General features: G+C 68.2%; 15 protein-coding genes. 5 read left to right on the top strand and 10 right to left on the bottom strand.

The window, feature by feature from the left end:
- Positions 1-40: 40 nt before the first annotated feature.
- Both ACIRRA_RS01075 and ACIRRA_RS01070 read right to left on the bottom strand, forming a co-directional pair.
- The gene (locus ACIRRA_RS01075) at positions 41-1399 is read right to left on the bottom strand and encodes a wax ester/triacylglycerol synthase family O-acyltransferase (protein WP_402761412.1); all 1359 of its coding nucleotides are present in this window, start codon (positions 1397-1399) and stop codon (positions 41-43) included.
- A 159-nt stretch (positions 1400-1558) separates the two neighbouring features.
- The gene (locus tag ACIRRA_RS01070) at positions 1559-2284 is read right to left on the bottom strand and encodes a hypothetical protein (protein WP_402761409.1); all 726 of its coding nucleotides are present in this window, start codon (positions 2282-2284) and stop codon (positions 1559-1561) included.
- A gap of 225 nt (positions 2285-2509) precedes the next feature.
- On the opposite strand from ACIRRA_RS01070, the gene ACIRRA_RS01065 reads away from it, so the two are divergent.
- Positions 2510-3373, top strand: a complete 864-nt coding sequence (locus tag ACIRRA_RS01065; RefSeq protein ID WP_402761406.1) for an LLM class flavin-dependent oxidoreductase — start codon at positions 2510-2512, stop codon at positions 3371-3373.
- Between the two features lie 12 nt (positions 3374-3385).
- Here ACIRRA_RS01065 and ACIRRA_RS01060 read toward each other — a convergent pair whose 3' ends face one another.
- Entirely contained in the window at positions 3386-3790 is a 405-nt protein-coding gene (locus ACIRRA_RS01060) for a hypothetical protein (RefSeq protein ID WP_402761403.1), read from the bottom strand.
- Between the two features lie 251 nt (positions 3791-4041).
- On the opposite strand from ACIRRA_RS01060, the gene ctaD reads away from it, so the two are divergent.
- Both ctaD and ACIRRA_RS01050 read left to right on the top strand, forming a co-directional pair.
- Positions 4042-5778: a cytochrome c oxidase subunit I gene (gene ctaD, locus ACIRRA_RS01055; protein WP_402761401.1), complete on the top strand. Its 1737-nt coding sequence runs from the start codon at positions 4042-4044 to the stop codon at positions 5776-5778.
- 183 nt (positions 5779-5961) lie between these two features.
- Positions 5962-6861: a zinc-binding alcohol dehydrogenase family protein gene (locus ACIRRA_RS01050; RefSeq protein WP_402761398.1), complete on the top strand. Its 900-nt coding sequence runs from the start codon at positions 5962-5964 to the stop codon at positions 6859-6861.
- Between the two features lie 46 nt (positions 6862-6907).
- Here the strand turns inward: ACIRRA_RS01050 and ACIRRA_RS01045 are convergent, their stop codons facing one another.
- Complete coding sequence (locus tag ACIRRA_RS01045) at positions 6908-7396, bottom strand: MarR family winged helix-turn-helix transcriptional regulator (RefSeq protein WP_402761395.1); 489 nt, start codon at positions 7394-7396, stop codon at positions 6908-6910.
- A 155-nt stretch (positions 7397-7551) separates the two neighbouring features.
- Positions 7552-8313, bottom strand: a complete 762-nt coding sequence (locus ACIRRA_RS01040; protein ID WP_402761393.1) for an SDR family oxidoreductase — start codon at positions 8311-8313, stop codon at positions 7552-7554.
- A 118-nt stretch (positions 8314-8431) separates the two neighbouring features.
- Between ACIRRA_RS01040 and ACIRRA_RS01035 the strand changes: the two genes are divergently transcribed.
- Positions 8432-9274: a helix-turn-helix transcriptional regulator gene (locus tag ACIRRA_RS01035; protein ID WP_402761390.1), complete on the top strand. Its 843-nt coding sequence runs from the start codon at positions 8432-8434 to the stop codon at positions 9272-9274.
- Between the two features lie 15 nt (positions 9275-9289).
- On the opposite strand, the gene ACIRRA_RS01030 is transcribed toward ACIRRA_RS01035, so the two are convergent.
- Both ACIRRA_RS01030 and ACIRRA_RS01025 read right to left on the bottom strand, forming a co-directional pair.
- Positions 9290-10279, bottom strand: a complete 990-nt coding sequence (locus ACIRRA_RS01030) for a cation diffusion facilitator family transporter (RefSeq protein WP_402761388.1) — start codon at positions 10277-10279, stop codon at positions 9290-9292.
- 110 nt (positions 10280-10389) lie between these two features.
- Positions 10390-10566: a hypothetical protein gene (locus tag ACIRRA_RS01025; RefSeq protein WP_402761385.1), complete on the bottom strand. Its 177-nt coding sequence runs from the start codon at positions 10564-10566 to the stop codon at positions 10390-10392.
- 129 nt (positions 10567-10695) lie between these two features.
- On the opposite strand from ACIRRA_RS01025, the gene ACIRRA_RS01020 reads away from it, so the two are divergent.
- The gene (locus ACIRRA_RS01020) at positions 10696-11115 is read left to right on the top strand and encodes a hypothetical protein (RefSeq protein WP_402761382.1); all 420 of its coding nucleotides are present in this window, start codon (positions 10696-10698) and stop codon (positions 11113-11115) included.
- 33 nt (positions 11116-11148) lie between these two features.
- On the opposite strand, the gene ACIRRA_RS01015 is transcribed toward ACIRRA_RS01020, so the two are convergent.
- From ACIRRA_RS01015 to ACIRRA_RS01005, 3 genes are all read right to left on the bottom strand, one after another.
- On the bottom strand, positions 11149-11805 hold the full coding sequence (locus ACIRRA_RS01015; protein ID WP_402761380.1) for a hypothetical protein: 657 nt from the start codon (positions 11803-11805) through the stop codon (positions 11149-11151).
- Positions 11806-11978: 173 nt separating this feature from the next.
- The gene (dmpI, locus tag ACIRRA_RS01010; RefSeq protein WP_402761378.1) at positions 11979-12197 is read right to left on the bottom strand and encodes a 4-oxalocrotonate tautomerase DmpI; all 219 of its coding nucleotides are present in this window, start codon (positions 12195-12197) and stop codon (positions 11979-11981) included.
- Between the two features lie 143 nt (positions 12198-12340).
- Positions 12341-13225: a LysR substrate-binding domain-containing protein gene (locus ACIRRA_RS01005; protein WP_402761375.1), complete on the bottom strand. Its 885-nt coding sequence runs from the start codon at positions 13223-13225 to the stop codon at positions 12341-12343.
- Between the last annotated feature and the right edge of the window lie 22 nt (positions 13226-13247).

Genomic DNA, 13247 nt, shown 5'->3' with positions numbered 1-13247 from the left:
CAGCGTAATGAGGCCCTGCGCGGCCCTGTGCCACGAGGCGTCAGCCGACCGCCCGCTCCAGCTCGGCCAGGCCGTTCTCCAGATGATCGGTCATGCGATCGAGATCCGGCACGGTGCGGCGGCAGCCGACCAGGCCGAAATCGAGATTGTCGCCATTGGTGGTCAGCGTGATGTTCATGGCCTGCGATTCGAACGGTATCGACAGCGGGTAATTGGCGTCCAGACGCGCACCCTGCATGTAGACCGGCTTACGCGGCCCGGGCACATTCGAGATCACCAGGTTGAACGGCATGCGCGGCAGCGCTTCGAAGCCCGGTAGCAGCGACACCCCGAGCGGTGTCATCAGCGCGGCCGACAGCAGCATGGCCTCCAGCTTCGGCAATTGCGTGAACACCCGCTTGGCGTCGCGCATGGAGGTGCTGATGGTTTCCAGCCGGGCGGCCGGATCCTCGATGTGGGTGCCGAGGTTGGTCAGGCAGGCCGCTACCAGATTGCCCTCGGAGGTATCGGATTCGGCGGAGCTGCGAATGTTGACCGGCACCATGGCGATCAGCGGCTCGTCCGGCAGTGCGTCACGCTCGAGCAGATAGGCGCGCAGCGCGGCGGCGCTCATGGCCAGCACGATGTCGTTGACGGTGGCCCCGGTGGCCAGCCGTACGGCATTGATCCGCTCCAGCGGCCAGGACCGCACCGCGATGCGCCGGGCCCCGCCGATGGAGGTGTTGAGCACGGTGCGCGGGGCGGTCATGGGCAGGGTGAGCCGCCCGTCGATGGCGCCCCGCAACGGCGTGGCGATCGATCCGGTGGCACGCAGGATCCGCGGCACCGCCCGGCGCAACTGCGTCCAGGGGCTTTCGGATTCGGGGCTGTCGTCGCGCGGCACCGGCGCCGTGCCCCACGGGACGGTGAGCCGGCTGTCCAGCGGGTCGTCGGTGAGAGTGCGCTGCAGCAGCCGCATGGCCGAGACGCCGTCGATGAGGGCGTGGTGCATCTTCACGTAGACCGCGAAGCGGCCGTCGGACAGGCCCTCGATGAGCCGGGCCTCCCACAGTGGGCGGTGCCGGTCCAGCAGGATGCCGTGCAGGCGCTCGGTGAGGTCCAGCAGGTCACCCATGCCGCCGGGCCCCGGCAGCGCGGAACGCCGCAGGTGGTAGCCCAGATCCACGTTCTCGGCATGGGACCAGGCGAGGCTGGAGAAGCCGCCCAGCAGCCGGCTCGGTTTGCGCCGGAATCGGGTGCGGACTTCGGTTTTCGCGGCCATCGCCTCGAACAGCTCATGGGTATAGCCGGGGCTCGCATCGGCGGGCGGTTCGAACAGCTGCAGGCCGCCCACGTGCATCGGATGCTCGCGGGATTCGATGGCCAGGAAGATCGCGTCGAGAGGGTTGAGCAGGTCCATGGGAGCCGCCTTAGCCGGGAGGGGCACAACTGCCCGGAGCGGATACGGTGCGGCGACTCTGCCCCCCGCTGCGTTAAAGGTTGATCAGGCTATCACTGTATATGATTCACGCCACGTCGACCGGTTGGCGCAAACTCCCAGCTCTGCGCGGCGTTTCTGCTATCGGGGCGCGAGTTCGGCCGCCCGCCGCCGGATTTCCCGCTCGTCGTCGGTCCGCGACGCGAAGGTCATGGCGACGATGGTGCGGCGGCCGTGCGCGAAGGGGTGCACGCGGTGCAGGGTGGTGTCGGTGCGCATCAGGTAGAGGTCGCCGGGCTGTAACTCCCACGAGTGGATCGGATTGCGGGTCAGGGTCCGGTAGATGTCGGCGTGGTCCCAGTCGCGGCGGGTGTGCGCCACCGTCTGCACGAAGCCGCCATCCGCCAGCGGCGGGCACTCCACCACCAGGACGAGGGCGAAAGCGTAGTCGTCCCAATGCCATTGGCCGACCGAGTCGTCGTGGTGCAGGCGGGTGACACGGTAGCGCCCGGCCTCGGGGCAGGGCAGGACGGGTTCGGCGGCGACCACGGACAGGCTGTGCCGCAAGGGTTCACAGTCGTAGAGCCGCGGTATGCAGGAGGCGTGGGCGGCCACCTCCTGCTCGGTCAGGTCCACCTGCTGCCGGGCCAGGCCCTCGCCCTCGGGCAGCAGGTCGCCCCACTGTTTGTGATGATCGAGCAGGGTCAGCGCCTCGGCGGCGAGGGCCCGTTTGACCTGGTACGGGAGCAGAAATCCCAGCCGTGCGATTCCGGTCTCCGCCAACCGGTTCCGCGCGTGGTGCAACGCCGAGGGATCTACTCCCCTCAGGTGCCGCAGGGTGATGTCCACCGTGCTGTGAGCCGGCATCGCGCATGTCCTTTCACCCGGCCGTCTCGCGAACGGCCCGACTGCCGAAAAGACCGGGTCGTGACCCGGGCGACCCGGGCTCAATTGTATTCCCTTGCCCGGCAACGACTATGGAATCGGGTTGCCAGTTGATCACGATCTGGAGCGGCCGCCGCTCCCCCGACGTGCCGAATCCGCGCGATTTCGCCCGAGCACCCCCGGCGGCGCGGTAGCTTGATATTCGCTATGGCGGATTACGGGCATGAGCTCCGGTTCGGGATCTTCGTGCCGCCCGAGGCGGCGCGCGGGCGTCCGCTGCTGCGCCTGGTGCGTCACGCCGACGAGTCCGGGCTGGAAGTGCTGGCGGTGCAGGATCATCCGTATCAGCCCGCCTTCCTGGACACCTGGACCCTGCTGTCCTATCTGGCCGGCCTCACCCGCAACCTCACCCTCATGCCCGCGGTCGCGAACCTCCCGCTGCGCCCGCCCGCGGTGCTGGCCCGCAGCGCCGCCAGCCTGGACCTGCTCAGCGGCGGCCGGGTCGAACTGGGTCTGGGAGCCGGCGCGTTCTGGGACGCCATCGAGGCCATGGGCGGCACCCGCCGCAGTCCCGGCCAGGCCCTCGCCGCGCTGCGTGAGGCCATCGCGGTCGTTCGCGCGCTGTGGGGCGAGGGTGAACGCTCACAGCTGGCCGGCGAGTTCTATTCGCTGCGCGGCGCGAAACCCGGTCCGCGCCCGGCCCATCCGATCGGCATCTGGCTCGGCGTCTACGGTCCCCACGCCCTGCGCCTGACCGGTGAACTGGCCGACGGCTGGCTCGGCAGCTTCGGCTACGCCCCGCCCGCCACCCTGACCGCCATGATGACCGCCATCGACGCCGCCGCCCGTGGTGCGGGCCGCGTCCCGGCCCTGATTCGCCGCGCCTACGTCATCGACCCCACCATGACGCCCGGCCAGCTCACGGAAGTGGCGCTGGTCCACGGCATCAGCGAATTCCTGCTCCCCGTCGACCCCGACGGCGACCGGGCCACACACCATTTCGCCACCGAGACCGTCCCCGCGGTCCGGTCCGCGGTCGCCTCCGCCCGCGCCGGTCACCCGGGTGTCTAGCCCCGAAGACGGTTACCTGGCCCCGAAGAATCGGTTGTTCATGATCTGGCGGATGGGGGAGAGCAGTCCGTCGAAGGTCACCCGGTCCGAGCGGACGGTGTGCAGGCTGGCGTCGCCGCGCTTGGGGTCCTCGCAGATGACGCGCAGCTTCTTGGCGTCGCTGTGCGCCGCGCCGAGCGTGAGGGTGACGCTGCCGTCGGCGCCGACGATGCCCCACGGGCCACTGATATCGGACGCCGCGATCTGGCACCTGTTGTCCGGCTTCTCGCCGGTGACCCGGGCGGTCACCTCGGTACGGCCCTGGATCACGGCCTTGGGTTCGCCATGGGCATTGGTGGCGGCGCCCACGGCGAGCAGGGTGCCGAGGCTGCCGACCACGGCGACGGTGAGAACGCGGGTGCGCAGTGATCGAGACATAGCACCGATATTGGACCTCGCCTCGTGAGTATTTCGTGATGGCGCGGCGTGAACTGCCAATGAACAACGCACCAAACCTGTTCTCGGCCGCCATCGACGCGAAGGGTTGCCCTGCAGTATCTTGCATTTCGATCGCGATTCACTCCGACCGGAGTGTTTTCGGCGAGGATCGATTTGCTGTCGGTACGCTGTGCGCCGTTCTTTGTGCCCCGATTGGTAGAGCTGGACGGAACCCTCCCGAGGAGGATGTGGTGACTGCAGTTGCTCCAAAGCCCGAACAGAATCTCGAGGCGGTTCGCCCGTATCCGCCGCGGCACGGCCCCACGGGCTCGTTCATCCTCAAGGTGATCACCACGACCGATCCCAAGATGCTCGGGATGATGTACATGACCACGGCCATCAGCTTCTTCCTGATCGGTGGCCTGATGGCGCTGCTCATGCGCGCCGAGCTGGCGCGGCCGGGCATGCAGTTCCTCTCGACGGAGCAGTTCAACCAGCTGTTCACCATGCACGGCACGATCATGCTGCTCTTCTACGCCACCGCCATCGTGTTCGGATTCGCGAATGTGGTGCTGCCGCTCCAGATCGGCGCGCCCGACGTGGCGTTCCCGCGCCTGAACGCGCTCAGCTACTGGCTGTACCTGTTCGGCGCGAGCGTGGCCACCGGCGGCTTCCTGACCCCGGGCGGTGCGGCCGACTTCGGCTGGACCGCCTACACGCCGCTGTCGGACATCACACACGCCCCGGGGGTGGGCGGCGACCTGTGGATTCTGGGTCTGGCCGTCTCCGGTCTGGGCACCATCCTCGGCGGCGTCAATATGATCACCACCGTGGTCTGCCTGCGCTGCCCGGGCATGACGCTGTTCCGGATGCCGGTGTTCGTCTGGACCATCCTGGTGACGAGTTTCCTCATCCTGGTGGCCTTCCCGATCCTGACCGCCGCCCTGTTCGCGCTGGCCTTCGACCGCCACCTGGGCGGGCACATCTACGATCCGTCGAACGGCGGCAGCATCCTCTTCCAGCATCTGTTCTGGTACTTCGGGCACCCCGAGGTGTACATCATCGCGCTGCCGTTCTTCGGCATCATCTCCGAAGTCATCCCGGTGTTCTCGCGCAAGCCGATCTTCGGCTACACCACTCTGGTCTACGCGACCTTCGCCATCGCGGCGCTGTCGATCGCGGTGTGGGCGCACCACATGTACGCGACGGGCGCGGTGCTGCTGCCGTACTTCTCGTTCATGACCTTCCTCATCGCGGTCCCGACCGGTGTGAAGTTCTTCAACTGGATCGGCACCATGTGGAAGGGGCAGTTGACCTTCGAGACACCCATGCTGTTCGCGGTCGGGTTCATCGTCACCTTCCTGTTCGGTGGTCTGTCGGGTGTCATCCTGGCCTCGCCGCCGCTGGACTTCCACGTGTCCGACACCTACTTCGTGGTCGCGCACTTCCACTACGTGCTCTTCGGCACCATCGCCTTCGCCACCTATGCGGGCATCTACTTCTGGTTCCCGAAGATGACCGGCCGCATGCTCGACGAGCGCCTGGGCAAGTGGCACTTCTGGACCACCTTCCTCGGCTTCCACGCCACCTTCCTGGTCCAGCACTGGCTCGGTGCGCAGGGCATGCCGCGCCGGTACGCCGACTACCTGCCCAGTGACGGATTCACCACGCTGAACACCATTTCCACCATCGGGTCGTTCATTCTGGGCGCATCGGTGCTGCCGTTCGTGTGGAACGTCTTCAAGTCCTACCGCTACGGCGAGGTCGTGACCGTGGACGACCCGTGGGGCTACGGCAACTCCCTGGAGTGGGCGACCTCCTGCCCGCCGCCGCGGCACAACTTCTACGAGCTGCCGCGCATCCGCTCCGAGCGCCCGGCCTTCGAGCTGCACTACCCGCACATGATCGAGCGCATGCGCGCGGAGGCGCATGTGGGGTGGGGTTCGAGGCAGCACGCGGTGGAGGAGTTCGAGAAGGCTCCCAGCTAGCTCGTTCCGCACGTCAGGCGCGGCGGCCGTCTCCGGACGGCCGTCGCGCTTTTTTGTGTGCTGACCAGGCTCTTTCTGTCCGAGAGAAAGATTAGGTTTGACATATAAAGTATAGTGGTACTAAATTTAGGTCCAACATAGAACAGCGGCGGAAGCGCCGGATCTCATCGAAAGGCACTGTCAGTGCGCAAGATTCAGTTCTCCGGCCGCAGCCCCGTCATCGTTACCGCTGCCGAGCCCGTGCCCGGCCCGGATCAGCTGCTGGTGCGCACAGAGCTGGCGGGCGTCCACCTCGGGCTGGTGCGGATGCTGCAGCGGGACAACGGCCCCGACGGCGGTGAGATCGTCGGCACGGTGGTGGCGGCCGGACCGGACCTCGCCGACTGGGTGGGCAAGCGGGTCGGCGGCGTGGTCTTCGAGGGGGCGTACGCCGAATATGCCCTCGCCGCACCGCAATTGATGTCCGAGATCCCCGCCGAAGTGGATGCCGCCGACGCGCTCACGCTGGTGCGGGGCGGCGTCATCGCCCTGGGTCTGCTGCGGACGGCGGGGTTCGTCGCGGGGGAGTCGGTGATGGTCACCGGTGCGGCCAGCGGGGTCGGGCATCTGGCCGTCCAGCTGGCCCGGGTGCTGGGCGCGGTGCGGGTGATCGCGGCAGTCGGCAGCCTGGACAAGGCCGAGTTCCTGCGGGGCTGTGGCGCGGACGAGGTCGTCACTTACGCGGACGCCTGGACCGAGCGGGTGGACATCGTCCTCGATGGCGTCGGCGGCGACGTGGCTCAGCGCTGCGTGGACATCCTCGGCCCGCACGGTCGTCTGATCGCCTTCAGTGCTTTCGGCGGAAATATCGACGCGGGCAGTCTGCTCGGTGAGCTGAAGACCGTCGGCGGCTTCTCGATGGGCCTGCTCAGCAGGACCCGGGCGGATCTGCTGGAGAGCTGGCGTGCGGAACTGTGGAACCTGCTGTCGTGCGGGCGAATTCGCCCGCATCAGACCATTCTTCCGCTCGACCGGATGGATGCCGCACTCGAGCTCATCGAGACCCGCGCCAATCGGGGCCGGGTCGCGGTGCGCATCGCCTGAAGTCGGGGCGCACCTTCGGATCCGGGTGCGCGACCCCGGCGATCCGTCAGGGGCGAGGCCAGGGCCGCCCGTCGAGGCGCTCGATATCGGTGTTGAAGCGTTCGAGATAGCTCGCGAAGGTGGCGACGTCGGCGGCCGACCAGTTCACCATGACGCGGTCGAGGCCATCGGTATTGGCCCGGCGCTCGGCCTCGAGGGCCCCTTCGCCCGTCTCGGTGATGCGGAATTTTCGGGCGATGCCGCCGATGGGGTCGGGGATGCGGTCGACCAGTCCGGCGCGCAGCAGGGCGGCGGTCTGCCGGTTGACGGTCGAGGTGTCGAGGCCGAAGGCCTCGGTGAGCTGGCCGATGGACATGGGTCCCTCGACGCTGAGGCGGCTGAGCAGGACGTAGGCGCTGCGGTCGAGGCGGGTGCCGTCGCGGCGGTAGCGGGCGGCAATGGAGTAGCGGCCGAGCAGCATGGTCTCGAATTCCACGTGGGCCGTGGGTTTTTCTGACGAGACCGGATCTCCGGACGAATCGGCGGGCTGTGCCATGCCGTCCTTTCGTTGCGAGCTGCGGAATCTGTTTATCACAGCTGAACCGGGCCCGAAGCCGAGCCCGCACCGCCACCGTGTTGAATACGGGGGCGCGGTGTCTCGGCGGAAGTGGCTGCCGCCCGGCCGATTTCGCCGGGCGGCACCAAGGCCGCTCAAGCCTGCTGGGTCGGCAGGACGACCACCTGGCGCAGGTTCACGTGCGCCGGACGGCTGGCGGTGTAGGCGATCAGATCGGCGATATCGTCCGCGCGCAGCGACTCCATGAACCCGAACATGCCGTCCAGCTCGCCGCTGAGCTCCACATTGTCGATGTGGCTGCCCAGTTCGGTGTCGGTGAGGCCGGGCTCGATATTGGTGACGCGCACCTTGCGCGCGCCGAGTTCGGTGCGCAATGCCGCCGACAGCTGGGTGATGGCGGCCTGGGTGGCCCCGTACACCGCGTAGCCGGGGAAGGCCACGTGCGCGCCGATGGAGGAGATGTTGACCAGGTCGGCGGTGCGGCCCGCGTCCGCGGCGGCCAGCAGGTCCGGCAGGAAGGCACGGATCATGCGTAGCCGCCCGGCCACATTGGTCTCCAGCATGCGGGTCCACTCGTCCTCGCGGCCGTCGGTGATCGGGTTGGGCAGCATGACGCCCGCCGAGTTCACCACCAGATCGACCGGGCCGAACGCGGTGTGCACCGCCTCCGCCGCGGCGGTCACGCTCACCGCATCGGTGACGTCCACCGGTACCACCAGCGCGGTCCCGCCCTCCGCTTCGATCTTGGCGGCCAGGGTGTCCAGCCGATCCGCGCGCCGCGCCAGCAGTGCCACCCGAGCTCCGTTGCGGGCCAGCAGCAGTGCGGTGGCCTCGCCCATGCCGCTGGCGGCTCCGGCGATGACGGCGGTGCGACCGGACAGGTTCTCGTAGCTCATCTCGAATGCTCCTTCGCTTTCTGCGTGTGCATTCATCCTGCGAGCGTGCGCCATCGGCAACGAGGGTTGCGGTTTTCCTGGGTCTGCCGGTACCAGGATGGATTCGTACGCTGGGCCCATGCAGAACGATCTCGGCGACTTCCTTCGCTCGCGCCGCTCCCGGATCCAGCCCGCGGACGCGGGGCTGCGCGAATACGGCCGCCGCCGGGTCCCCGGTCTGCGCCGCGAGGAGGTGGCGCAGCTTGCGGGGGTGAGCGTCGACTACTACATCCGCCTGGAACAGGGCCGCGGCAAACATGTTTCGGACGCCGTGCTCGACGCGGTCGCCCGCGCGCTGCGGCTGAGTGATCAGGAGCGACTGCACCTGTACGCGCTGGCCCGGCCGGGCGGCACCGTCGACGCACATCCGACCACCGTGTCCAGCGTCTACCGGGACACCGTCCACCCCGGTGTCCGGCTGGTGCTCGACGCCCTCAGCGCGCCCGCCTTCGTGCTGGGGCGGCGCATGGATGTGCTGGCCTGGAATGCCTTGGGTGACTTGGTATCCGGCTTCTCACGCATGCCGGCGGCGGAACGCAACCAGGCGCGCTACCTGTTCCTGGATTCCGCCGCGTCGACGTTCTATCCCGACTGGGAGACGGTGGCCGGTGAAACCGTCGCCTTCCTGCGGCGCGATGCGGGACTGCATCCCGACGATCCGCGGGTGGCCGCGCTGGTCGAGGAACTTTCCGCCCGCAGCGCGGTCTTCCGGCGGCTGTGGGCCGCGCATCCGATCAAGGAGAAGACGCGCGGGGCCAAGCTGATTCAGCATGCCGAGGTGGGGCGGCTCGAACTCGGCTACGAAACCTTCGCGCTGCCGGGCGATCCCGATCAGCTGCTGGTCGTGTACACCGCCGCGCCGGAGTCTCCGGCCGCGGCGGCGCTGTCGCGGCTCGCCGGGCCGCACTCCGTTCACGCCTGAGCCGGCAGTCGACTCTCAGTTCGTGGCAATGGGTCTGCGGTGCACGGGGCCGTGCGCGTCCTGGCAGTGCGGGATGTGGTCGTGCTCGGTGTCCGGGCATTCCTCGTGGTCGGTGTAGTCGACCTGGAGCACGCTGTGATCGATGTGGTGCTTGTCGGAGAGCATGCCGGCGACCGCGGCACGCACCGCCTGGCTGTCGGTGCCGGGCGCGACCAGGATGTGCGCCGACAGTGACGGGGTGCCGGAGGTGATCTCCCAGATGTGCAGGTCGTGCACCTCGATGACGCAGTCCACCTCGGCCATCTCCCGGCCGATCTCGACCGGGTCGAGGTGGGCGGGCGCAGCCTCGAGGAAGATGCGGCCCGAGGCGCGGACCAGGTCCACACCCGCCTTCACCATGAGCACCACCACGATCAGGGTGGCGATGCCGTCGGCGCGGGCGAAGCCGGTGAGCATGATGATCAGACCGGCGACCGCGGTGGCGATGAAGGCGAACAGGTCATTGAGGATGTGCTGGTAGGCGCCCTCGACGTTGAGACTCGTCCGGTTGGCGCGGCTGATCATCCAGCCGGCCAGCACGTTCACCATGATGCCGACCAGTGCGGTGGCCAGCACCAGGCCACCGGTCACCTCGGGTGGGTTGATCAGGCGGCGGACGGCCTCGTACGTCAGCCAGGCCGCCAGGCCCAGCAGGGTCAGGCCATTGGCCTGGGCGGAGAGGATCTCGGCGCGCTTCCAGCCGTAGGTCATGCGGCCTGCGGCGGGCCGGGCCGCCAGCCGGATGGCCCACAGCGCCAGCACGATCGAGGCCGCGTCGGTGAGCATGTGGGCGGCGTCGGAGAGCAGCGCCAGTGAACTGGCGACCAGGCCGACCACGACCTCACCGAGCAGGAACGCCACGATGACCGCGAGCGCGCCGGCCAGCCAGCGCTTGTCGCTGTCGGCGGTCGCGCCGTGTGAATGTCCGGCGTGGTCATGCCCGTGTGAATGCTCGTGCCCGCCCATAACCCTCCTTCGGTAGTGCCCGACGAACACCATATGCATGAATCGCTATGTATGCAATATTTGTGACACGTCCAGTTTGGGTGGTTTGCCAGGAGAAAGCTCCGGCCTCTTCACGAGAGGTCGCGGAACGTCATGAGGAACCCGGCGAACGCGATCACGAACAATGCGACGAATCCGGCTGCCCGCAGCCACAGCCAGGGCCAGTCCCGGACCCACAGCCCGGTGAGCATGACACCGACCAGCATCAGCGCCCCATAGAGCGGCGTCCGCTGCGGATGGCGACCCATAACTCCTGCATACGCCTGTTCCGGGCGTAGAGCAGTCGCGGCACGCCGGGCCCGCGCGGGGTCGGTTCCGGGATTCGGCGTGCCGGCCCGGAGATATCGGCGGCGGCATACCGAAAGGCATGGAGGATCGTGTTCGAGACAGCCGGGAAGACCCGGACGTTGTCGCTGTCCGGATGCTCGGTGAACGACGGGACTATGTACTCCCATCAGATCCGCCGATCCGGGGTCACCTGGAAGACGCGTCCGAGGGCCGCCTCGGCGAACGGGGTGTTGCCAGGCGCCCATGTGCGGGGTGAGGAAGGCCTCGCGTGGCGAGTCCTGATACGTGCAGGCGAGTTCACCGGTGGCCAGGTCGATTTCGAGGACGCGGCGGTAGATTACCGACTCGCCGGCGGCCGCACCGTTCGAGCTGACAGCGCCCGTCCGATCGCCGAAAAGCATAGAATCACAAGGGTGGACGCAATCCTGACAACCATCGGTGTGGTCGTGGTGATCGGCATCTCCGGCGCGGCCTATGCCGCGTTTCTGCTGCTACGCGGCCGTAAATAATTCGGGGGCAACCGGTTCCGCGTTGCCGCTCGCTCAACTCTGGACCCGGGGCCAGGGGTAGAAGGCCAGGTGGATGAGCAGCACCACGAGTGCGGCCAGCAGGATCGCGGCGATCGGATGGGCGCGGCGCTCCAGATAGCCGATGGTGCGAAACAGGGTGGGGAAGGGGACATCCCGGCTGAAGAACATGGCCAGAATGCTGGGCACGACGACCCACATCAGGGCGATGAGTCCGTAGAGGACGTACGCGCCCAGATAGGACTGCGGGTGCATGCCGCGGCCCGCGGCGGCGAACAGGACGCCGAAGACGAAGGTGCCCACCGCGGCCAGCAGATACCCCGTTCCGAGCAGGGTGATCGGCGAATCCGGGTTGGTGACACGGCCGTTCACGGTGAGGGTGCGCCCGGCGACGGTCTGTGGGGTGGGCTCCGGCGGGGTGGCCAGTTGCGGGACAGCGTAATACGCCAGCAGCACGATCACTGACACGACGATGAGCCGCACGAACGAGTGCTGGGTCTCCAGATGCCCGATGGTGTTCGAGATGGTCGGCCAGCTCGCCAGTCCGAAGACCGACGCCAGCTCCGAAGTGGCGATCGCCAGTCCCGCGAGGCCCCACATGCAATAGCCCCAGAATTCCACCGAGCGTCCCGCCGCTGTCGGTACGGCCGCGCTGCCGACATCCTCCGTCATGCTGCCGTTGTATCACCAAAACGGGGGTCTACCTGGGAGCATGCACAGTCGATGCCAGGTTGTCACGGGTCCGACATCTAACGGTACCGGCGGGTCGGTTCGGGTGCGCCACAGCTGGTTTCGGCTGTGTCATTGCCGGTGTCGGCCACCCTGGCGACCCGCCGGTGTACCGGCTACTTGCCGTCGGCCGTCAGGCGACCGGCCGTGCCCCAGCTGTCGGCGGGCGTCTCGTGGATCCACACCTGCACGGCCTCGGCCGGAATCTGATAGGCATCCACGAAGGCGTCGGTGATGCGGCGGACCAGGTCCCGCTTCAGTTCGACGGTGCGCGGGCCCTGCTGCACGGTGACGATGGGCATGACTGTTCTCCTTCGCGAAAACTGCTGGTACACCGGCCATCTCGGAACCAGCGGTTCCGATCTCCGATCCGTTCGGCGGCCTGGGAACAGTTCACCGGAAATCCACGCCGCGACCAATGAGCAGATCGTTCGCGCAGTGATAAGCGATCGTTATCGCCTGCGCGCCCGCGAGATCCCTACGCGCCCGCGAGCAGAGCGCCCAGCAGGCGCAGATTCGGCGACGCCGCATTCGCCCGCACCGCGAGCGCGATGGGCAGGGTCAGGCCCGCATCGGCGAAGGGGCGGAAGGCGACCCGCGCGTTGTGCACCTGCCGCGCATTCGATTCGTAGACCACCGTCCACATGGGCGAACCCGCGCCGATGGCGGCCAGCGTGTCCTGCAGGGTGGTGGAGGTGGGCGCGGGCACCGGCTCGAATCCGGCGCGCACACACGCGTTCAGCACCAGATCCACCAGCGCCGGATGGTTGCGCCGTTCGGTCAGCCGCAGCGGCACCGTGGCCAGGTCCGCCAGCCGGACCGAATCTTGGGCCGCCAGTGCGTGTTTGGCGGGCAGGGCCACCACCAGCGGATCGTCCCAGGCGGGCAGGAAGTCCAGTTCCGGGCTCTCACCGGGTTCCGGCGAGCGCACGAAGGCGGCGTCCAGACCGCCGTCCGCCACCCGGGCCAGCCGATCCCGCACCGGCAGCGCCACCAGCTCGACCTGCACCTGCGGTGCCTGCTCGGCGAAGGCATCCAGGACCGCGTCCAGGCGCTCGCCCAGTCCGGTCACCGTGCCCAGCCGGAACACCTCCGCGCGGCCACCCGTCAGGCCGGCCACGCTGGCCCGGGCCTGATCGGCCGCGGCCAGCACGCCTCGCGCGGCGGGCAGGAACCGCAACCCCGCCTCGGTCAGCCGCACCCGTCGCGGTGAACGGTCCAGCAACTGCACGCCCAGGTCCCGTTCCAGCCGGCGAACCTGCTGGCTCACCGCGGGCTGCGCGATGTGCAAGCGCTCGGCCGCTCGCCCGAAGTGCAGCTCCTCGGCGACGGTCACGAAATACCGCAACTGACGCAATTCCACGAGCCCATGGAACCATCAGCGC

The organism is Nocardia sp. NPDC101769 (genome assembly GCF_044766925.1).
Lineage (GTDB): Bacteria > Actinomycetota > Actinomycetes > Mycobacteriales > Mycobacteriaceae > Nocardia.
This window is presented reverse-complemented; position numbering and strand designations above follow the sequence as displayed.

What these genes read in the sequence shown, in the direction of transcription:
- ACIRRA_RS01075 (WP_402761412.1), bottom strand. Translation starts at nt 1,399, where the DNA reads ATGGACCTGCTCAACCCTCTCGACGCGATCTTCCTGGCCATCGAATCC.
- ACIRRA_RS01060 (WP_402761403.1), bottom strand. Translation starts at nt 3,790, where the DNA reads ATGTCTCGATCACTGCGCACCCGCGTTCTCACCGTCGCCGTGGTCGGC.
- ACIRRA_RS01015 (WP_402761380.1), bottom strand. Translation starts at nt 11,805, where the DNA reads ATGACGGAGGATGTCGGCAGCGCGGCCGTACCGACAGCGGCGGGACGC.
- ACIRRA_RS01070 (WP_402761409.1), bottom strand. Translation starts at nt 2,284, where the DNA reads ATGCCGGCTCACAGCACGGTGGACATCACCCTGCGGCACCTGAGGGGA.
- ACIRRA_RS01045 (WP_402761395.1), bottom strand. Translation starts at nt 7,396, where the DNA reads ATGGCACAGCCCGCCGATTCGTCCGGAGATCCGGTCTCGTCAGAAAAA.
- ACIRRA_RS01035 (WP_402761390.1), top strand. Translation starts at nt 8,432, where the DNA reads ATGCAGAACGATCTCGGCGACTTCCTTCGCTCGCGCCGCTCCCGGATC.
- ACIRRA_RS01025 (WP_402761385.1), bottom strand. Translation starts at nt 10,566, where the DNA reads ATGGGTCGCCATCCGCAGCGGACGCCGCTCTATGGGGCGCTGATGCTG.
- ACIRRA_RS01040 (WP_402761393.1), bottom strand. Translation starts at nt 8,313, where the DNA reads ATGAGCTACGAGAACCTGTCCGGTCGCACCGCCGTCATCGCCGGAGCC.
- ACIRRA_RS01065 (WP_402761406.1), top strand. Translation starts at nt 2,510, where the DNA reads ATGGCGGATTACGGGCATGAGCTCCGGTTCGGGATCTTCGTGCCGCCC.
- ACIRRA_RS01030 (WP_402761388.1), bottom strand. Translation starts at nt 10,279, where the DNA reads ATGGGCGGGCACGAGCATTCACACGGGCATGACCACGCCGGACATTCA.